General features: G+C 74.8%; 20 protein-coding genes. 11 read left to right on the top strand and 9 right to left on the bottom strand.

The annotated features are described in order from the left end of the window. The first annotated feature begins 1 nt into the window (after position 1). On the top strand, positions 2-673 hold the full coding sequence (locus ACLQ2U_RS14100) for a class F sortase (RefSeq protein ID WP_425751063.1): 672 nt from the start codon (positions 2-4) through the stop codon (positions 671-673). A 6-nt stretch (positions 674-679) separates the two neighbouring features. Here ACLQ2U_RS14100 and ACLQ2U_RS14095 read toward each other — a convergent pair whose 3' ends face one another. From ACLQ2U_RS14095 to ACLQ2U_RS14085, 3 genes are all read right to left on the bottom strand, one after another. Further along, positions 680-1,000 carry an antibiotic biosynthesis monooxygenase family protein gene (locus tag ACLQ2U_RS14095; protein ID WP_425751062.1) on the bottom strand — a complete coding sequence of 107 codons (321 nt, stop codon included), beginning with the start codon at positions 998-1,000 and terminating at the stop codon, positions 680-682. An 88-nt stretch (positions 1,001-1,088) separates the two neighbouring features. Beyond that, the gene (locus ACLQ2U_RS14090) at positions 1,089-1,886 is read right to left on the bottom strand and encodes an exodeoxyribonuclease III (RefSeq protein ID WP_425751061.1); all 798 of its coding nucleotides are present in this window, start codon (positions 1,884-1,886) and stop codon (positions 1,089-1,091) included. A 37-nt stretch (positions 1,887-1,923) separates the two neighbouring features. Next, positions 1,924-2,844 carry a proteasome assembly chaperone family protein gene (locus ACLQ2U_RS14085; RefSeq protein ID WP_425751060.1) on the bottom strand — a complete coding sequence of 307 codons (921 nt, stop codon included), beginning with the start codon at positions 2,842-2,844 and terminating at the stop codon, positions 1,924-1,926. 419 nt (positions 2,845-3,263) lie between these two features. Between ACLQ2U_RS14085 and ACLQ2U_RS14080 the strand changes: the two genes are divergently transcribed. The 3 genes from ACLQ2U_RS14080 (at position 3,264) to ACLQ2U_RS14070 (ending at position 5,174) form a co-directional block, all read left to right on the top strand. Continuing rightward, the gene (locus ACLQ2U_RS14080) at positions 3,264-4,145 is read left to right on the top strand and encodes a peptidase M23 (RefSeq protein ID WP_425751059.1); all 882 of its coding nucleotides are present in this window, start codon (positions 3,264-3,266) and stop codon (positions 4,143-4,145) included. Positions 4,146-4,218: 73 nt separating this feature from the next. After that, positions 4,219-4,368, top strand: coding sequence for a hypothetical protein (locus ACLQ2U_RS14075; protein ID WP_425751058.1), 150 nt, complete (start codon positions 4,219-4,221; stop codon positions 4,366-4,368). 32 nt (positions 4,369-4,400) lie between these two features. Continuing rightward, positions 4,401-5,174 carry a hypothetical protein gene (locus ACLQ2U_RS14070; protein WP_425751057.1) on the top strand — a complete coding sequence of 258 codons (774 nt, stop codon included), beginning with the start codon at positions 4,401-4,403 and terminating at the stop codon, positions 5,172-5,174. Positions 5,175-5,279: 105 nt separating this feature from the next. Here ACLQ2U_RS14070 and ACLQ2U_RS14065 read toward each other — a convergent pair whose 3' ends face one another. Continuing rightward, complete coding sequence (locus tag ACLQ2U_RS14065; protein WP_425751056.1) at positions 5,280-5,891, bottom strand: antibiotic biosynthesis monooxygenase; 612 nt, start codon at positions 5,889-5,891, stop codon at positions 5,280-5,282. Between the two features lie 213 nt (positions 5,892-6,104). Between ACLQ2U_RS14065 and ACLQ2U_RS14060 the strand changes: the two genes are divergently transcribed. From ACLQ2U_RS14060 to ACLQ2U_RS14040, 5 genes are read left to right on the top strand one after another with little or no spacing between them, the layout of a single operon-like run. Then, positions 6,105-6,368, top strand: coding sequence for a DUF6343 family protein (locus ACLQ2U_RS14060; RefSeq protein WP_425751055.1), 264 nt, complete (start codon positions 6,105-6,107; stop codon positions 6,366-6,368). A 13-nt stretch (positions 6,369-6,381) separates the two neighbouring features. Beyond that, positions 6,382-7,794 (top strand): NADP-dependent succinic semialdehyde dehydrogenase, encoded by a 1,413-nt coding sequence (locus ACLQ2U_RS14055; protein ID WP_425751054.1) that lies wholly within the window; start codon positions 6,382-6,384, stop codon positions 7,792-7,794. A gap of 44 nt (positions 7,795-7,838) precedes the next feature. Then, complete coding sequence (locus tag ACLQ2U_RS14050; protein ID WP_425751053.1) at positions 7,839-8,804, top strand: TIGR03885 family FMN-dependent LLM class oxidoreductase; 966 nt, start codon at positions 7,839-7,841, stop codon at positions 8,802-8,804. A 38-nt stretch (positions 8,805-8,842) separates the two neighbouring features. After that, the gene (locus tag ACLQ2U_RS14045) at positions 8,843-10,420 is read left to right on the top strand and encodes a Na+/H+ antiporter (protein WP_425751052.1); all 1,578 of its coding nucleotides are present in this window, start codon (positions 8,843-8,845) and stop codon (positions 10,418-10,420) included. Then, positions 10,417-10,674 carry a UBP-type zinc finger domain-containing protein gene (locus ACLQ2U_RS14040; RefSeq protein WP_425751051.1) on the top strand — a complete coding sequence of 86 codons (258 nt, stop codon included), beginning with the start codon at positions 10,417-10,419 and terminating at the stop codon, positions 10,672-10,674. The genes ACLQ2U_RS14045 and ACLQ2U_RS14040 overlap by 4 nt, the downstream gene beginning before the upstream one ends. 10 nt (positions 10,675-10,684) lie before the next feature. On the opposite strand, the gene ACLQ2U_RS14035 is transcribed toward ACLQ2U_RS14040, so the two are convergent. The 3 genes from ACLQ2U_RS14035 to ACLQ2U_RS14025 are packed head-to-tail and all read right to left on the bottom strand — an operon-like array spanning position 10,685 to position 13,564. Beyond that, entirely contained in the window at positions 10,685-11,218 is a 534-nt protein-coding gene (locus ACLQ2U_RS14035; protein WP_425751050.1) for a GNAT family N-acetyltransferase, read from the bottom strand. A gap of 13 nt (positions 11,219-11,231) precedes the next feature. Further along, entirely contained in the window at positions 11,232-12,503 is a 1,272-nt protein-coding gene (locus ACLQ2U_RS14030) for an MFS transporter (RefSeq protein ID WP_425751049.1), read from the bottom strand. Beyond that, positions 12,503-13,564 (bottom strand): serine hydrolase domain-containing protein, encoded by a 1,062-nt coding sequence (locus ACLQ2U_RS14025; protein ID WP_425751048.1) that lies wholly within the window; start codon positions 13,562-13,564, stop codon positions 12,503-12,505. The genes ACLQ2U_RS14030 and ACLQ2U_RS14025 overlap by 1 nt, the downstream gene beginning before the upstream one ends. A 157-nt stretch (positions 13,565-13,721) precedes the next feature. Between ACLQ2U_RS14025 and ACLQ2U_RS14020 the strand changes: the two genes are divergently transcribed. Then, positions 13,722-14,255 (top strand): GNAT family N-acetyltransferase, encoded by a 534-nt coding sequence (locus tag ACLQ2U_RS14020; protein WP_425751047.1) that lies wholly within the window; start codon positions 13,722-13,724, stop codon positions 14,253-14,255. A gap of 4 nt (positions 14,256-14,259) precedes the next feature. On the opposite strand, the gene ACLQ2U_RS14015 is transcribed toward ACLQ2U_RS14020, so the two are convergent. After that, the gene (locus ACLQ2U_RS14015) at positions 14,260-14,784 is read right to left on the bottom strand and encodes a hypothetical protein (protein ID WP_425751046.1); all 525 of its coding nucleotides are present in this window, start codon (positions 14,782-14,784) and stop codon (positions 14,260-14,262) included. A gap of 282 nt (positions 14,785-15,066) precedes the next feature. Between ACLQ2U_RS14015 and ACLQ2U_RS14010 the strand changes: the two genes are divergently transcribed. Further along, entirely contained in the window at positions 15,067-15,792 is a 726-nt protein-coding gene (locus ACLQ2U_RS14010; RefSeq protein ID WP_425751045.1) for a PP2C family protein-serine/threonine phosphatase, read from the top strand. A gap of 6 nt (positions 15,793-15,798) precedes the next feature. Here the strand turns inward: ACLQ2U_RS14010 and ACLQ2U_RS14005 are convergent, their stop codons facing one another. Continuing rightward, a complete protein-coding gene (locus tag ACLQ2U_RS14005) occupies positions 15,799-18,441 on the bottom strand; it encodes an ATP-dependent RNA helicase (RefSeq protein WP_425751044.1) in 2,643 nt (880 codons plus the stop codon). Positions 18,442-18,458 lie beyond the last annotated feature (17 nt).

Genomic DNA, 18,458 nt, shown 5'->3' with positions numbered 1-18,458 from the left:
CATGGCCCCGCAGCCCGCCTCGGCCGCCGCCCGGCCCGACCGCGCGCCGGGGCGCGGCCCCTGGTCCGTACCGCTCGCGGTGGTGCTGGTGCTGCTCGGTGTCTTCGTCACCGGCGCCGGTCTCGGCCGCACGGTCGGGCCGTTCGACTGGGCCGCCGCCCCGCAGGGCCCCGCGGCCGAGGCCGGGAAGAAGGAGCGCGGCGGGCTGGCGGCCAGCCGCCCGGTGAGCCTCGCCGTCCCGGCGATCAAGGTGTCCGCCCCGGTGGCCCCGGTCGGTCGGGCCCGGGACGGGTCGATCGGCGTGCCGCCGCTGGACCGGCACAACGAGACCGGCTGGTACGACCGCGGCCCGACCCCCGGCGAGGCGGGCCGGGCGATCATCGTCGGGCACGTCGACTCCAAGAGCGGCCCGTCGGTCTTCTACGACCTGCGCAAGCTCAAGCCCGGCGACCGGATCGAGGTGACCCGGGACGATCGGCGGGTGGTGGTCTTCACCGTCGACTCGGTGGAGTACTTCGACAAGTCGAGCCTGCCCGCCGACCGGGTGTACGGCGACGACGGCCCGCCCGGCCTGCGGCTGATCACCTGCGGCGGGCAGTGGATCGGCGGGAGGACCGGCTACGCCGACAACGTGATCGCTTTCGCCTCGCTGACCGAGACCCGGGAACCCTGAGCCGGGTCAGCCCTTGCCGGCCACCTGCTGGACGACCTCGAACTCCAGCAGCGTCGCGCCGGAGGCCACCGGCCGGGGCTGCTCGCCACCCTCGCCACCGGCGTGCGCCGTGCGGGACGGACCGGCCGCCCATGCCTGGAACGCCTCCTCGGTCTCCCAGCGGGTGTAGACGAAGTAGCGGCTCTCCCCGGCGACCGGGCGGAGCAGCTCGAAGCCGAGGAAGCCGGGGGAGTTCTCCACCGCGCCGGCCCGGGCGGCGAACCGCTTCTCCAGCTCCTCGCCGGCGCCGGGCGGGACGTCGATCGCGTTGATCTTCACGACTGCCATGACCCCACCCTAGCCGTGGACCGGTCCCGCGCGGCCCGGCCGACGACCGCGGCGCACCCGGCAAGCCCCGGCCGGCGTCCCGGGTGGGTCAGAACGACTCGACGGCCGGCACCAGGTCGGCGTCGACCACGATCGGGGCGTGGTCGGACGGGCCCTTGCCCTTGCGGGCCTCCCGGTCGACGTACGCCGAGGTGACCGCGCGGGCGAACGGCGCGGAGGCGTACACCAGGTCGATCCGCATGCCCTTGTTCTGGTGGAACATCCCGGCCCGGTAGTCCCAGTAGGTGTAGGGGTGCGGCCCCTTCATCGGGGTGGGCACCACGTCGGTGAGCCCGAGGTCGCGCAGGGCGGCGAGGGCCGCCCGCTCGGCCGGGGTGACGTGGGTGGAGGTGACGAAGAGTGCCGGGTCCCAGACGTCGTCGTCGGTCGGGGCGACGTTGAAGTCCCCGCAGACCGCCACCGGGGCACCGACGGCCAGCTCCGGTTCCAGCGCGTCCCGCAGCGCGGCGAACCAGGCCAGCTTGTACGCGTAGTGCGGGTCCTCCGGCGTGCGGCCGTTCGGGACGTACACCGACCAGACCCGGACCCCGCCGCAGCTGGCGGCGATGGCCCGGGCCTCGGGTTCGGGGAAGCCCGGCTCACCGGGGAAGCCGACGGCCACGTCGGCCAGGCCGACCCGGGACAGGATCGCCACCCCGTTCCACCGGCCGTCGCTGTGGCTGGCCGCCTCGTAGCCGAGTTCGCCCACCTCGGCGACCGGGAAGGCGCCGTCGGGGCACTTGGTCTCCTGCAGGCAGACCACGTCCGGCCCGGTGGTGGCCAGCCAGTCGAGCAGCCGGGGCAGGCGGGCCTTCACCGAGTTCACGTTCCAGGTCGCCAGGCGCATGACCTCAGCCTGCCGCATCCTGCCCCGACCCGCCGGGTCAGCTCCCCGGGGTGTCGCCCGGGCGGGTCTGCTCGGCCAGGAAGCGCTCCAGTTCGGCGCCGAGCTCGTCCGCGGTGGGCAGCGGGCCGGCCTCGGCGGCGAGCAGGTTCTTCTCGCCGCGGCCGCGGGCGAACGCGTCGTACTGCTCTTCCAGGGCCTGGACCAGGGCGGCGGCCTCGTCGGTCTGCGCGACCTGGCGGTCGATCTCGACCCGGACCACCTCGGCGGCGGTACGCAGGGTGTCGCTGGGCAGCAGCAGCCCGGTGGTGCGGGACACCGAGGAGAGCAGCACCTCGGCGGCGGCCGGGTACTCGGTCTGGGCGACGTAGTGGGGCACGTGCGCGGCGAAGCCGATGGCGTCCCGGCCCTGTTCGCCGAGCCGGTACTCCAGCAGGTGCCCGACGCTGCCGGGGACCTGCACCCGCTGCAGCCACGGCTCGTAGCCGGCGATCAGCTCGCGCCGGGTGGCGTGCGCGGTCACCCCGGTGGGCCGGGTGTGCGGCACCGCCATCGGGATGGAGTTGAAACCCGCGGTGAGCCGGACGTCGAGCCGGACGGCGAGCCCGCTCACGGCGGCCACGAACCGCTCCCACTGCAGGTCCGGCTCGGGGCCGGTGAGCAGCAGGAACGGGGTCTCGTCGTCGTCGTGCAGCAGGTGCAGGGCCAGCTCGGGCGCGTCGTAGTGCTCCCAGTGGTCCTCGACGAAGGTCATCACCGGGCGGCGGGAGCGGTAGTCGAAGAGCTGGTCGACGTCGAAGGTGGCGATCGGCCGCGACTCGAGCGAGGTCAGCAGCTGCTCCCGGGCGAGCCGGCTGGCGTTGCCGGCGTCGACGAAGCCGGTGAGCGCCTGGATCAGCACCGGCTGGCCGAGGTCGGGCAGATCGTCGGTGAGCTGGTACAGCTCGTGTGGGTCGAGCACCGGTCCGGACCTCCTGAGGAAACGCGTACGGGCTGCCGCGCGTGCACGGCACCCGGTTCGGGGAACGTACCCGCAGCCGTCATCCATTCCACCAGCGGGAGATCCGCCGGTAACCGGGTGATCAAAAGCGGAGAAAGCATCGCAATTCAACGATCATCCGGGGGTCTGCCGTCGTCCGGCCCACGAGCCGATCCTCCGAACGGTGGAGGTGAGGGATCATGAGATCGGGTCGGGAGATTGCTCCCTCGGCGTTCCCGTCCGGCCGACCGCCACCGACATGTCGGATCAGCCCGGCTCGCCGCTTCTGTCCGCAGGCGCGTCCGGCCAGCGGCGGATGTCCGGATCCGCGGCACCGGTTTGTGGGCAGCGCCACTCTGTGGCGGTGGGTGACCGCCGGTCGGCCTGCCTAGCCTCGTCAAATGCGTGACGACGGCACCATCGACGACCAGCCCGCCCCCGAAGGCACGACTGGCCGTTCGGACGATATTACCTCGTCCGTTCAGGTCGGCGTCTTTGGCGAGACCGTGGCGACCCCCTCCCTCCGTACCCGTCTCGGCGGCCTCGCTAACCCCCTGATCCGCGGCCCGCGCCGGGTGGCGCTGGCCGCCGGCGTGGTCTCCTGCCTCGGCGTCGCGGCCTTCGCCGGCGTGCAGAGCCTGCCCGCCGACCGGCTCGACCCGGTGGACGCCCGGCCGGCGCTCGCCGAGCGCGCCCAGGAGGACCCCGCCTCCCGGAGCATGGACCGGCCCCCGATCACCGCGACCCCCACCACCCCCGCCGCCGCCAGCCCGACCGCCTCCCCGACCCCGACCGCCACCAAGAAGGCCAAGCCCAAGGCGAAGCCGAAGCCGAAGCCGAAGCGGATCGCCCCGGTGGCCGGCCTCGACGAGGCCCAGATGGACAACGCCAAGGCGATCGTGAAGGCCGGCCGGAAGATGGGCGTGCCGCGGCAGGCGCTGGTCATCGCGGTGGCGACCGCGATGCAGGAGAGCAACCTCTACAACTACGCCAGCGGGGTGCTCCCCGAGTCGCAGGAGTACCGGCACCAGGCCATCGGCTGGGACCACGACTCCGTCGGGCTGTTCCAGCAGCGCCCCAGCAGCGGCTGGGGCGAGGTCGGACAGTTGATGGACCCGGAGTTCGCCACGGAGGCCTTCCTCACCGTGCTGCTGACGATCCCGGGCTGGCAGGACCTGCCGCTGACCCTCGCCGCCCAGGCCGTGCAGGTCTCCGCGTTCCCCGACGCGTACGCCCAGCACGAGTGGCGGGCCACCGAGGTCGTCGACGCCATCCTCAGCTGACCCGCAGCAAAGACAGATTCTCGGTTGACGGTTGCGGGTACACATGGGGGAGGATCACCAAACGGAGGATGACATGTCGGCATTGATGCAGAGGATCAGGGCGTTCCTGCGGTCGCCGCGGGGGCAGCAGCTGGTCGACCGGGGTCGGCGTGAGCTGGCCAAGCCGAAGAACCAGGCCAAGCTCCGGCAGATAGCCACCAAGCTCTCCGGCCGCCGCCGCTGACGACCCGTCCGACAACTCCACCGGGAGCCTCCGTGACCGACGCCGTGCCCGTCGACGACGGGCCCACCGTCCCCACCCCGCAGCCGGCGGCGACCCCGACCGCGACACCCGCGGCCGGCCTGACCGGTGACCCGGCCGACGCCCCGGAGGCGCCGCCGGCCAACCTCTGGGACCGGATGCGGGAGGACCCGCAGTACGCCCCGGAGCACCTCGCCCTGGAGGCGGTCCGCCGGCTGGGGCCGGAGGCCGCCGCCTGGGCGGCACGGGCCCGCGCCGAGCGGCCGGACGTCTCCGCCGACGACCTCGCCGAGCAGGCGGTACGGAAGTTCGTCAACCGGGCCCGCCTCTCCGGGGCGGTCTCCGGCGTGGCCGGACTGCCGGGCGCGGTCATCGACGTCGGCGTGCTGGCCTGGACCCAGGCGCGGCTGGTGCTGCACGTCGCCGCCGCGTACGGCGCCGACCCGGTCCACCCGGACCGGGCCACCGACCTGCTCGTGCTGCAGAAGGTGCACAAGGTCGCCGAAAGCGCCCGGCTGGCCCTCGGTGTGGCGGCGGGCCGCGAGCGCGCCGGGGCGCTCTTCGGCCACGGAGCGCAGAACCCGCTCGGCAAGGTGATGCTCCAGCTCGGCGTCCGGCTGGCCCGGATGCCGGGCGTCCGGGCGGCCAAGCGGCTGTTCGCCAAGGTCGTGCCCGGCGCCGCGATCATCCTCGGCACCTGGGCCAACTCGTCGGCGACCAAGGACCTCGCCGGGCGGGCCCGGACGCACTACCGGGGCGGCGGGGTGCCGCAACCCCGCCGCGCCTGACCGTCGTCCGACCACTCCGCCGCGCCCGGGCCGTCCGGGCGCGGCGGAACGCTGTCCGGCCCCCGTCCTGAGCCGCCAGCCGGCGGCCGCAGCCGTTGCCAGGGTTCAGCGCGCTGCCCGCCACGGCGGTCGCTGCCCGTGCAGCCACCAGTGCAGGGCCCGGGTGATCCGGGGCAGCACCAGGTAGGTCATCAGCGGGGTCAGGCAGAGCGTCATGACCAGCGTCCGTACGGCCAGCGGCACCCCGCCGATGAACTGCGCGGTGAGCAGGGTGGCGGTCAGGCTCAACGGGAAGAACGCCAGCCAGATGGTGACCGCCTGCTTCCACCGCGGCGGGGTGACCGGGACGGCCGGCTCGCCGGTACCCGCCGCCAGCGTCTCGACCACGTGGTCCACCGGCGGATCGAACCACCCCTCGATCCCGGTCCGCCGTTCCACCCGGTTGTGCTCGACGATGCCCTGCGCCGAGGTCAGCCACCAGCGCCGCTGCGGCGACTCCTCCCAGCGGTGCAACGTCTCGGAGTCGGCGAAGCGGTAGAGCATGTGCCACTCCGGCGAGCCGGGAGCGCTCTGCACCCAGCCGGCGCCGAGGAAGCCCGGGAAGGCCTCGGCCAGCGCCGTGCCCGCCCGCATCCACGCGACCATCTCGCTGGTGCGCGTGGGATCGGCGCGCCGGGCGATCGCGACGGTCACCGGCACCGCGTGGGTCATGGCCATGCCCCTCATCCTTCCCGCCATCACCGGTGTCGGCCCGGTCGCGGCGCACCGGTGTAACGCAACCCACCGGCCGGTCGCATCCAGGCATACCCGCTCCGTGGCCGGGATCACCGGACCCGGCCGGCCGGGCTCCCGACCCGGCGGACGTCGGCCCGGCGGCCACCCGGCGGCGGGGACCGGTTAGCCGCGCCCCTCCGGGGGTAGCCCGAAGAAATGACGAGATCGCAGCCCCGGCGCGCCCGTGGCACGGTCGGCCACGCGTACAGCGCCTTGAACCTCCGGCTCGTGCTGGCCCTGTTCGGCCTGGTCACCATGACCGTCTTCGCGATCGTGGCGTTCCGGATCGGCGTGGCCTGGCTCGGCGTGGCGTGCGCGCTCTTCGCCGTGGTCGCCGTGGTCGACCTGGTCGTCATCCAGCGCCGTCGCGCCGCCCGGCACCGTGAGGAGCGGGGCAAGCGCCACTCGCTCTTCGAGTGACAGGAGTACGAGAATGCCCATCGCCACCACCAACCCCGCCACCGGGCAGGTGCTCAAGTCGTACGACCCGATGTCGGACGAGCAGATCGACGCCGCCATCGAGCGGGCCGATCTCGCCTTCCGCGACCTGCGCCGCACCACGGTCGCCCAACGGGCGCAGTGGATGAACGCCGCGGCCGACCTGCTCGACGCGGAGCGGGACGAGACCGCCCGGCTGATGACCACCGAGATGGGCAAGACGTACGCCGCGGCAAAGGCCGAGGTCACCAAGTGCGCCACCACCTGCCGCTTCTACGCCGCGAACGCGGAGCAGATGCTCGACGACGAACCGGCCGACGCCCGGGCGGTGAAGGCCACCCGGGCGGTCGTCCGTTACCAGCCGATCGGGCCGGTGCTCGCGGTGATGCCGTGGAACTTCCCGCTCTGGCAGGTGATGCGGTTCGCCGCGCCGGCGCTGATGGCCGGCAACACCGGCCTGCTCAAGCACGCCTCCAATGTGCCGCAGACCGCTCTCTACCTGGAGGACGTGTTCCGCCGGGCCGGCTTCCCGGAGGGCGCGTTCACCACCCTGCTGGTCGGCTCCGAGGCCGTCGACCGGATCCTCAGCGACCCGCGGGTCCGCGCCGCCACCCTGACCGGCAGCGAGAGCGCGGGCCGCTCGATCGCCCAGATCGCCGGCCGGGAGGTGAAGAAGACGGTGCTGGAGCTCGGCGGCAGCGACCCGTTCGTGGTGATGCCCTCGGCCGACCTGGACCGGGCCGCCGAGGTGGCCACCACCGCCCGTTGCCAGAACAACGGCCAGTCCTGCATCGCCGCCAAGCGGTTCATCGTGCACACCGACGTCTTCGACGCCTTCGCCGAGAGGTTCACCGCGAACATGTCCGCCCTGCGGGTCGGCGACCCGATGGACGAGAACACCGACGTGGGGCCGCTGGCCAGCGAGAAGGGCCGGGACGAGATCCACGCCCAGGTGCAGGACGCGGTGGACAACGGCGCCACGGTGCTCTGCGGCGGCGAGCTGCCCTCGGGCGACGGCTGGTACTACCCGCCGACGGTGGTCACCGACCTGACGCCGCAGATGCGGATGTGGTCGGAGGAGGTCTTCGGGCCGGTCGCCGGGCTCTTCCGGGTGTCGTCGTACTCCGAGGCGATCGAGGTCGCCAACGGCACCAGCTTCGGCCTCGGCTCGAACGCCTGGACCCGGGACCCGGACGAGCAGGAGCGCTTCGCCACCGACCTGGCCGCCGGCAACGTGTTCATCAACGGGATGACCACGTCCTATCCGGAGCTGCCCTTCGGCGGGGTGAAGAACTCCGGCTACGGCCGGGAGCTCTCGGCGCTCGGCATGCGGGAGTTCTGCAACATCAAGACGGTCTGGGTGGGGGAGGGCGCCGCCTCGGCCGGTGCGGGTGCGCAATCGGAGTAGTAGGCAGCTTTAACCGGACACCGTCATGGGTAGGGACAGTCGCCATGACGGTGTTCGGCTTCCACGCTTCGCACGAGCAGATCCATCCCGCCAAGCTGCTGGAGGCGGTGATCCACGCCGAACGGGCCGGCTTCAAGGCGGCCATGTCGTCCGACCACTTCTCGCCGTGGAGCGCCCGGCAGGGGCAGTCCGCCTTCGCCTGGTCCTGGCTCGGCGCCGCCCTCCAGGCCACCAACCTGCCCTTCGGCGTGGTCAACGCGCCGGGGCAGCGCTACCACCCGGCGATCATCGCCCAGGCCATCGGCACCCTCGGCGCGATGTACCCGGGCCGGTTCTGGGCCGCGCTCGGCACCGGCGAGGCGAGCAACGAGCACATCACCGGCGACGGTTGGCCGCGCAAGGACGTGCGCAGCGCGCGGCTGCGCGAGTGCGTCGACGTGATCCGGGCGCTGCTGGCCGGCGAGGAGGTCAGCCACGACGGCCTGGTCCGGGTGGACCGGGCGAAGCTCTGGACCCGCCCGGAGCAGCCGCCGGCGCTGATCGGCGCGGCGGTCAGCGTCGCCACCGCCCGCTGGTGCGCCGAGTGGGCGGACGGTCTGATCACCGTCAACGCCCCCACCGCCCACCTGCGCGAGATGGTCGACGCGTACCGGGGCGCCGGGGGCCGCGGCCCGCTGCACCTGCAGGTCCACGTCAGCTGGGCGCCAGAGCAGGCCGAGGCCGAGGCGATCGCGTACGACCAGTGGCGCAGCAACGTCTTCCCCCCGCCGATCTGCTGGGACCTGGACACCGCCGAGCACTTCGACGTGGTCAGCGAGGAGGTGCCGATGGAGAAGGTCACCTCCTCCGTCAACGTCTCCGCCGACCTGGGCCGGCACGTCGGTTGGCTGGAGGAGTACCTGGAACTCGGCTTCGACCAGATCGCCCTGCACCACGTCGGGCAGGAGCAGCGGTCCTTCATCGACACGTTCGGCGCTGAGGTGCTGCCGAAGCTGCGCACCGCCGGTTAATCACGGCGGAAACCCGGGGGGGCCTAGGCTCGTACCCCATGGAAGCTCTGTTCGAGGTCGTGGTCTTCCTCGCGATCGCGACCTTCGGCGCGGCGCTGGCCCGCCGGCTCGGCCTGCTCGCGCCGATCCTGCTGGTCGTGCTCGGCCTGGGGCTCTCCTTCCTGCCCGGCGTCCCCCAGGTCCGGCTGGACCCGGACCTGGTGCTGGTGGGCATCCTGCCGCCGCTGCTGTACGTCGCGGCGCTGGAGACCTCGGTGCCCGCGTTCCGGCTCAACCTGCGGCCGATCCTGCTGCTGGCGGTGGGGCTGGTGCTGTTCACCGCGTTCGTGGTGGGCACCGTCGTGCACCTGCTCCTGCCCGACCTGCCGTACGCGATCTGCCTGGCGCTCGGCGCGGTGGTGGCGCCGCCCGACGCGGTCGCCGCCACCGCGGTGGCCCGGAAGGTCGGGCTGCCCCGGCGGATCGTGACGATCCTCGAGGGCGAGAGTCTGGTCAACGACGCGACCGCGCTGGTGCTGCTGCGGGTGGCGACGATCGCCGCGACCACCGCCACCGGGAGCGTCGGGGTGGGCGACGTGGCCCGGGAGGTGCTGGTCGCCACCGGTGGCGGCATCCTGGTCGGCCTGCTCGGCGTGGTGGTCTTCGGCTTCCTGCACAAGCGGACCGCCGACCCGCTGCTGGACAACGCGCTGTCGCTGATCGTGCCGTTCGCGGTGGTCTTCGCCGCCGAGGGGATCCACGCCTCCGGGGTGGTCGCGGTGGTGGTGACCGGCCTGGGCATCGGCCACAAGATGCCGCTGCTGCTGTCGGCCGCCTCCCGGCTCCAGATCGGGGCGTTCTGGCGGCTGACCCGGTTCCTGCTGGAGGGGCTGGTCTTCCTGCTGGTCGGCCTCCAACTGCGCGAGGTGGTCCGCGACCTGGACGAGCCGTTCGGCCGGCTGGCCGGGATCACCGTCGCGGTGCTGCTCGCGGTCTTCCTGACCCGGTTCGTCTGGGTCTTCCCGGCCACCTACCTGGCCCGGCTGGTGCCCCGGGTGCGGCGCCGCGATCCCGCCCCGCCGGTGCAGATGCCGATCATCATCGGCTGGGCCGGGATGCGCGGAGTGGTCACCTTGGCCGCGGCGCTGGCGCTGCCGCTGACCCTGTCCGGGGACCGGCCGTACCCGCGGGCGCTGTTCATCTGGCTGGCGTTCGCGGTGATCGTGGTGACCCTGGTCGTGCAGGGCGCCACCCTGCCCACGGTGGCCCGGCGACTGAAGCTGCCGTCGGACGACCCGGTGCAGGACGCGCTCACCGCCGCGGCGGTGCAGCAGCAGGCCAGCCGGGCGGCGCGGGAGCGCCTCGACGCGCTGGCGGAGGGGGCGCCCCAGGCCGTGGTCGAGCGGCTGCGCGGACTGGTGCAGAGCCGCAGCAACCTGGCCTGGGAGCGGCTGGGCGGCGCCGAGCGGGAAACCCCCTCCCAGGCGTACGGTCGGCTGCGACAGGAGATGATCGACGCCGAGCGGGAGGTGTTCCGCTCGGCGCGGGACGCCGGCCGGATCCCCGAGGAGGTCCTGGTGCGGGCCTATCGTGACCTGGACCTGGAGGAGTCGTTGCTGCGACAGGAGACCGAATGAGCTGTAAGCACCTGGCCGAGGCGGGCGCCGCCGAGCCCCGGACCACGCAGGAGTGCCCGGACTGCGTCGCCATCGGCAACGACGACTGGGTGCACCTGCGCGCCTGCCTGAGCTGCGGGCACGTCGGCTGCTGCGACTCCTCGCCGTACCAGCACGCGTCGAAGCACTTCGAGTCCACCGGGCACCCGGTGATGCGCTCGATCCAGCCGGGGGAGGCCTGGCGCTGGTGCTTCGTCGACGAGGAGATCGGCTGAGCCGACCGGCTCAGGGCAGGCGGCGGGCGAGCACCTGGCCGGGCCACGGCTCACGGCCGGGCCGCTCCACCTTGAACGGGTCGGTGGCGGTGAAGCCGCAGCTCTCGTAGAAGTGGACCAGCGCCCGGTCGGCGCCGGCGTAGCAGTCCACCCGGAGCAGACCCAGGCCGCGTTCGCGGGCCAGCTCCGCCGCGTGCGTCAGCAGCCGGGCCCCGATCCCCCGACCGGCGTGTGCCCGGTCGGTGACCAGCAGGTTGACGTACAGCTCCGGCTCGGTGGGCGGGGGAACGTAGTCGGTCGCCCCGCCGACCACCAGCGCGCCGACCGGGGCGTCGCCCAGCACCGCCAGCCAGAGGCCCCCGCCCGCAGCCCAGCTCTCGGCCTGGGCGATCCGGCGCGGATCGCCGGAAGCCGGCTCGGTGCCCCACTGACCGGTACGACCCCGGGCCACCAGCCAGGCGGTGGCGGCGTCGAGCAGCCGCAGCACGGTGGCCGCGTCGGCCGCGGCGCCGGGGCGGAGGGTGAGGGTCTCCTGATCGGTCATGGCAGACATGCTGCTACAGCGGTGAGGGTCGATGCGCGGCGTGTCCGCCGGCGGTGGGGACCACGGGGTCGTCCCGGGTGGCGACGGCCCGGCGGGTCAGCGCCGGGATGCCCAGGCCAACCAGCGCGAAGAGCGCGGCGAGCCCGATCCAACCGGCGCCGCCGCCGTCCAGGACCGCCCAGGTCAGCAGCGCCGGCCCGGCGGCCCGGGCCAGGTCGGCGAGCAGCCCGTCCACCCCCTGGTACGCCCCGATCGCGTCCGGCGCCGCCAGGCCGTACGCCAGTCCCGCCCCGGCGGTGCCGTGCCACAGGTCGCCGACGGTGTAGACGGCCGTGGCGAGCAGCAGCAGGCCGGTCGCCGGCACGGCCGGCGTGCCGGCGGTGGCCGCGTAGAGCAGCATCGCCCCCGCCAACACCAGTCCCGCGCGGCGCATCGCCCGGGCGGCCGGGACGGCGGCGTCCACGCCCCGGGACAACCGCACCGCCAGCAGCACGGTGAGCACCGTGTTGACCAGCAGCACCGCCGACACCACGACCGGCGGTGCGCCGGTGCGGCTCACCGTCCACAGCGGCACGACCAGGGTGAGCGCCGTCCAGTGCAGCGCCAGCACCGCCGACGCCCCGCTGACCGCCAGGAACGGCCCGTCCCGCAGCGCCCGTCCCCGGCGCGGCGCCCCTACCCGTGTCCCGGGCGGTGCCGGCGGGTAGGCCGGCAGGCGCAGCAGCAGCGCCGCCGAGACCAGATAGGTGATCGCGTCGCCGACCACCAGCACCTGGTACGCCAGGTGCGTGTCGGCCGCCAGGGCGAACCCGGCCAGCCCGGCGCCGACGGCGATGCCGACGTTCGCCACCGCGCGTAGGGTGGCGAAGGCGTGCACCCGCCCCTCGGGTCCGCCGACGGCGGCGACCAGCGCGGCGCGGACCGCCAGGTTGCCGGAGGTGAGCAGCGCGTCGAGCACCGCCACCGCCAGGAACGCCGGGAATGAGCCGACCAGCAGGTAGGACGCGGCGACGGCGGCCTGGAGCAGTTGCAGCAGCGCCCGCAGCGTACGCGGGTCGCGCCGGTCGGCCAGGGCGCCGAGCGGGACACTGGCGGTGAGCCCGACCAGGCCGGCGACGGTCAGCCCGAGCCCGACCGAGGCGGCGCTCAGCCCGACGTCCCGGGTGAGGTAGAGGGCGGCGCCGGTCAGCCAGAGCCCCGAGCCGACAGTGTTGGCCAGGGTGGCCAGCGCCAGGGTACGCAGCCGGCCCGGCGGTGGGATCGGCGAGGCGGTGGCCCGGTTCATCAGCGCGGCGGCGTCACCGGGACGGCCGTGGACAGCTCCGCGATCAGATCGGCCACCTGGTCACCCCAGTGCGAAGTGATCACCAGGTCGCGGTCGGGATCGACCCAGAGCAGGTGCCGGCCGCCATTGCCGCGCGCGCAGCGCCCGCTGGTCGGGGCGCCGGGCTGGATCCGTCCAGCGTCGTTGCGCCACCAGAGGTAGCCGTAGTCCGGGTTGAGCGCGCAGGGCGACCAGGCCCGGGCGACCCATCCGGCGCTCAGCAGCCGCCGGCCCTGCCACCGGCCGCCGGTCAGGTGCAGCTCGCCGAGCAGGGCCAGGTCGGCGGCGGAGATCCACAGGCCGCCGCCCCAGTGCGCCCCGCCGCTGACCACCGGCACAGGGCGCCCGCCGATGTCCACGACCGAGTCGGCGTACCCGTGCCAGGACCAGGAGCGGGACGCGCCGAGCGGATCGAGCACGGACTCCCGCAGCTCGTCGTCGAGGGGGCGGCGGAACAGCAGGGTCAGCGCCAGGCAGAGCAGATTCACCCGGACGTCGTTGTAGGCCCAGCCGGTGCCGGGCGGGCCTTCTCGTTCGAAGCCTTCGCGCCGGCTCTGCGCGTCCACTCCGGTCGGTTTGCCCCACAGTTCGCCGCTCCAGCCGCTGGTCTGCTGGAGCAGGTGCTCCCAGGTGATCCCGTCCAGCCGCAGCCGGGTGAGGATCGGATGGTCGAGCGTGTCGAGCAGCAACGCGTCCGGGGCGAGCAGGCCCCGGTCGAAGGCCAGGCCCGCGAGGGTGGCCAGGACGCTCTTGGTGCCGCTGAACAGCATCTCGGGCTTGGCCGGGTCGCCCCAGGTGGCGATGACCTCGCCGCGGTGACGGACGACGCCGCTCGCCCCGGTGCCCGGCAGCAGCGGACCGGTCACCTCGCGGTGGGACTCGTCGGCGACCTGGGCGGCGAGGTAGCGCGGCATGTCGTCGATGCCGGCGGTGACCCGCTCGGCCTGGCGGGCCACCGCCGCCCGGACCGTGTCGAGGTCGGGCGTGGGCGGCTGACCTGATGCGTCGACGTTGACGGTCACGGCCTGACGCTAGGCCGACGGCGTCGCCGTCCGTGGCCCCGGCCAGGGCGACCTCGGTCACACCGCCCGACCAGCGGAGGCAGCTACGCCTGGAACGGCGTACCGACGTCCTGACCTGCGCTCCCGCCAATTCACTGGTCGCCGGCCCCGTCCTGTGGTGGAGTCAGCGGCCGTGGAGCGGATTAGAACGGCGAAGGCGGACGAACTGGCTGACCTGCAACGGATCGAGGTCGCCTCCGGGGCGCCGTTCCGGGACATCGGCATGGTCGAGATCGCCGACGCCCCACCGCTCGCGCTCGAAGTCTTCGCCGCCTGTCAGCGGGCCGGCCGGGTGTGGGTGGTGGTCGACGCCGGGGACCGGCCGATCGCCTTCGCCGTGGCGGACCTCGTCGACGACTGCGTCCACGTCCAGCAGATCAGCGTGCACCCGGACCACGCCCGGCGGGGCGTCGGGCGGCGGTTGCTGGACCACGTCGCGGGCTGGGCCGCCGCGCGAAAGCTGCCCGCGTTGACCCTGACCACCTTCCGTTCCGTGCCGTGGAACGCGCCCTACTACGCCCGCTGCGGCTTCGTGGCGCTCTCCTCCGCCGACCTCACCGCCGGGCTGGCGGAGGTGCTGGCGGCGGAGGCGGCGATGGGGCTGGACCCGGCCGACCGGGTGGCGATGCGCCGCCCGGTGCTTGCCGCGTGACCGGCTAGCCGCGGCGTGCGGTGCCGCCGTACAGGTGGACCCGGTCGTCCACGTCCCGGGCGTACGTCGGGTTGAGGAACAGTTCCGGGCGCGCGACGGCGTACGCGACGTGGACGGTCCACTGCTCGAAGTGCCACGCCGGGGCGCAGGCGCACCCGGTGAACCGGAAGTTGGCGCGGTACCGCCCGACCTGACCAGGCTCGAGGGTGAAGAGCTGGACGCTGATCCGCCGCAGCGGGTAGGCCGCGCGGCCCGGCAGTCGGTCCACCACCGCGCGACCGTCCGCCAGCTCGATCCACAGCCCCGCCTCCCGCGCCGCCTCCGCGCCGGTGCTCAGCGTCGCCACCGGCTGGTAGCCCGTCGTCTCGTCGGCGAGGACCTCGTGCACGAGGATCCGCTCGTCCGGCGGTTGCGGCAGGCGGTACGCCTGCGGGATCGACCGCCGCAGAGCGGCGTCCGGCGCGCCCCGCGCCCGCGATCCCCACCGGACCCGGACCCGCTGGACCACCAGCGCCGCGTCACCGTCCATGCCGGCCACCATGGCGTACGGATCGGACGCCGTCCATCGGATTCCGGGCCCCGGGCCGGCGGGACGGGCGTCAGGTGGTGGGGCGTCGACCGAGCGAGAGCCCGGAGTCGACGTAGCCGTGCCGTCGGTAGAAGTCGACCGCGCCGGTATTGCGGTGATGGATGCCGGCGGAGAGCCAGGAACCCGTCGGAATGTGAAACGACAGTGAGATTCACCGCGCCACGTACCGTCGTCCTGATCTCCTAGAGACAACAGCGCCCTTCGCCTGGCAGGCTGCCTCCCATGACCCTGAAGCTTCGTTCCGTCGGGACGAGCGACCGTGGGCTGATCCGCAGCGGAAACCAGGACGCCCTGCACGCCGGTGCCTGGCTCGTCGCCGTCGCCGACGGCATGGGCGGGATGGCGGCCGGCGACCTGGCGAGCCGGATCGCCATCGACGCGGTCGCTCCCCTCGACGTGGAGACCCCCGAGGACGCGCTGGTGGCCGCGCTGCAGGGTGGCATAGAGCTGGCCAGTGAGCGGATCCGCCAGGCGGTCGCAGAGGATTCGGAACGGCAGGGCATGGGTACCACGCTGACCGCCCTGCTCTTCGCCCGGTCCGGCAGCTGCCTGGCCCTGGCGCACATCGGGGACTCCCGGGCCTACCTCTTCCGCGAGGGGACGCTCAAGCAGGTCACCCGGGACGACACCTTCGTCCAGATGCTCGTCGACCAGGGCATGATCAGCCCGGAGGAGGCGGCCAGCCACCCCCGGCGGGCCGTGGTCACCCAGGCCCTGCAGGGCGACGAGGTCTCCCCGTCGTACGCGACGATGGTTCCCTGGGCGGGGGACCGCTGGGTGCTCTGCAGCGACGGCTTGTCCAACGTGGTCCGCTCGGACACCCTCGCCGAGGTCCTCGGCGAGACCCCGGACCCGGAGCTGTGCGCCCGCCGCCTGATCGACCTGGCGCTGCGCGCCGGCGGCCCGGACAACATCACCGTGCTGATCGCCGACATCGTCGGGGACTAGCCGCGGTCAGCGCCGCCGGTGCGTGGTGTGCCGGGTGGGCGCGGTGGTGGTCGGGTCCTCCGGCCAGGGGTGGCGCGGGTAGCGGCCGCGCAGCTCCGCGCGGACCTGCGCGTACCCCGTGCGCCAGAAGGACGCCAGGTCGGCGGTGACCGCCACCGGGCGGCCGGCCGGGGAGAGCAGGTGCAGCAGCACCGGCACCCGCCCGTCGGCGATCCGGGGCGCGTCCCGCCAGCCGAAGGTCTCCTGGAGCTTCACCGCCAGCACCGGGGCCGCCGGGTCGGCGTAGTCGAGGCGGACCTTCGAGCCGCTGGGCACCTCGATCCGTTCCGGGGCCAGCTCGTCCAGCCGGGCCGCCTGCGGCCAGGGCAGCAGCCGGCGCAGCGCGGTGGCCACGTCGACCCGGGCCAGGTCGGCGCGGCGTCGGCCGGCGGCCAGCTCCGGGCCGAGCCACTCCTCGGCGGCGGCGAGCAGCGCCTCGTCGCTGACGTCCGGCCAGTCGTCGCCGAGGGCGAGCCGGCAGAACGCCATCCGGTCGCGCAGCGCCCGGGCCGCCGGCGTCCAGCCCAGCAGCGCCAGCCCCTCCTGGCGCAGGCCCTCGCGCAGCGCGGCGGACAGCTGCTCCCGCTCGGGCCGGGCCACCGGCCGGGTGACCAGGTCGATCGCGCCGAGCCGGACCACCTCCCGGGCCACCACGTCGCCGTCGGCCCAGCCGACCTCGCGTCGCTCGCGCAGCAGCGGCCCGCCGGCCTCCCGCGCGGTCGCCTCGTCCACGGCGGCGGCCAGCCGGATCCGCGCGGTCGGCGCGCCGGGGGAGCGGTCGGCCACCGCGACCGCGAGCCAGTCGGCCCCCGCCAGCCCCGACCCGGGCGCCAGCTCCGCCGCGGTCCCGCCGGCCATCAGGTACGACGTCCCGCCGGTCCGGCGCACCCGGGCCAGCCGCTCCGGGTACGCCAGACCGACCAGCAGCCCGGCGGCCAGATCGTCGGGGAGACGGTCGCCAAGCGGCCGTCGGGTCCCGGCGCCGGTGTCGCCCGGGGCGGTGTCGGCGTTGCTCCGGCCGCCCCCTCGCCGGTCCGATCCGGAGTCGGGCCGGCCAGTGCGGCCGCGCCCGTGGCCGGCCTGCCCTCCGCGCGCTCCCGCCCCGTCGGGCAGCGCGGCGCGCAGCCGGCGGACCTCGGCCCGCCAGCGGGCGGTCGCCGCCGGGTCGGTGTTCGCCCGCAGCCGTCGCCACCCGGCGACGAGGTCGTCGTCCCGGCCCGTCAGGCCCTCCTCGGCGAGCAGCGCGACCAGCTCGGCCGCCCGGTCCGCGCCGACCCGGCCGGCGCCGTCGAGCAGGGCGCGGGCCAGCCGGGGATGCGCGCCGGCCGCGGCGATCGCCCGCCCCCGCGGGGTGATCCGGCCGTCGGCGTCCACCGCCCCGAGGGTGGCCAGGGTCTCCCGGGCCACGGTCAGCGCCGCCGGCGGTGGCGGGTCGGGCAGGGCCAGGCCGGCGCCGTCCGGGCTGCCCCACGCGGCCAAATCCAGCGCGAAGCCGGTCAGGTCCGCGGTGGCGATCTCCGGCTCCGGCTGCGCGGCCAACCGGTCGTGCGTCGCCTCCGACCAGCACCGGTAGACGTACCCGGGGGCCTCCCGGCCGGCCCGGCCGGCCCGCTGGGTCGCGGCGGCCCGGGACACCGGGACGGTGACCAGGGCGCCCAGCCCCCGGGACAGGTCGGTCCGGGCCACCCGGCTCAGCCCGGCGTCCACCACCACCCGCACCCCGGGCACGGTCAGGCTGCTCTCGGCCACCGCCGTGGCCAACACCACCCGGCGGCGGTCGGCCGGGCGCAGCGCGGCGTCCTGCGCTGCGCCGGGCAGCCGCCCGTGCAGCGGCAGGAGGGCCACCCGGTCGGCCAGGTCGGCCAGCCGGCGGGCGACCCCGGCGATCTCGCCGGCGCCCGGCAGGAAGACCAGCAGGTCCCCGTCGCGCTCGTGCAGCGCCCGCCGGACGGTGGCCGCCACGTGGTCGAGCAGGGCCGGGTCGACCCGACCGGCGCCGGCCGGCGCGACCGGCCGGGGCGGCGGCGCCCAGACCCGGGTGACCGGGTGCAGCGCCGCCTCGGCCCGCACCACCGGGGCCGGCCCGTCGTCGCCGCCGAGCAGCGCGGCGAACCGGTCCGCCTCGGGCGTGGCGGACATCGCCAGCAGCCACAGGTCGGGGCGAAGGGCCGCCCGGGCCTCCACCGCGAAGGCGAGCGCCAGGTCGGCGTCGAGCTGCCGCTCGTGGCACTCGTCGAGCAGCACCGCGCCGACCCCGGGCAGCTCGGGCTCGTGCTGGAGGCGGCGGACCAGCAGGCCGGTGGTGACCACCTCGACGCGGGTGCCGGGACCGACCCGGCGTTCGCCCCGGACGGCGTACCCGACCCGGTCGCCGACCCGCTCGCCGAGCAGCTCCGCCATCCGTCGGGCCGCCGCGCGGGCGGCCACCCGGCGGGGCTGCGCGATCAGCACCTTGCCGGTGACCCCGTCGGCCACCGCCAAGGGCGCCAGGGTGGTCTTGCCGGTGCCGGGCGGGGCCACCAGAACCGCGGCGCCCGCACCGGCCAGCGCCCGGGACAGCGCCGGCAGCACCGGCCGGACCGGCAGGTCGATGAGTACGTCGGAGAGCACGGCGGGGGCGGTCCGGG

Source organism: Micromonospora sp. DT47 (assembly GCF_049844475.1).
Taxonomy (GTDB): domain Bacteria; phylum Actinomycetota; class Actinomycetes; order Mycobacteriales; family Micromonosporaceae; genus Micromonospora.
This window is presented reverse-complemented; position numbering and strand designations above follow the sequence as displayed.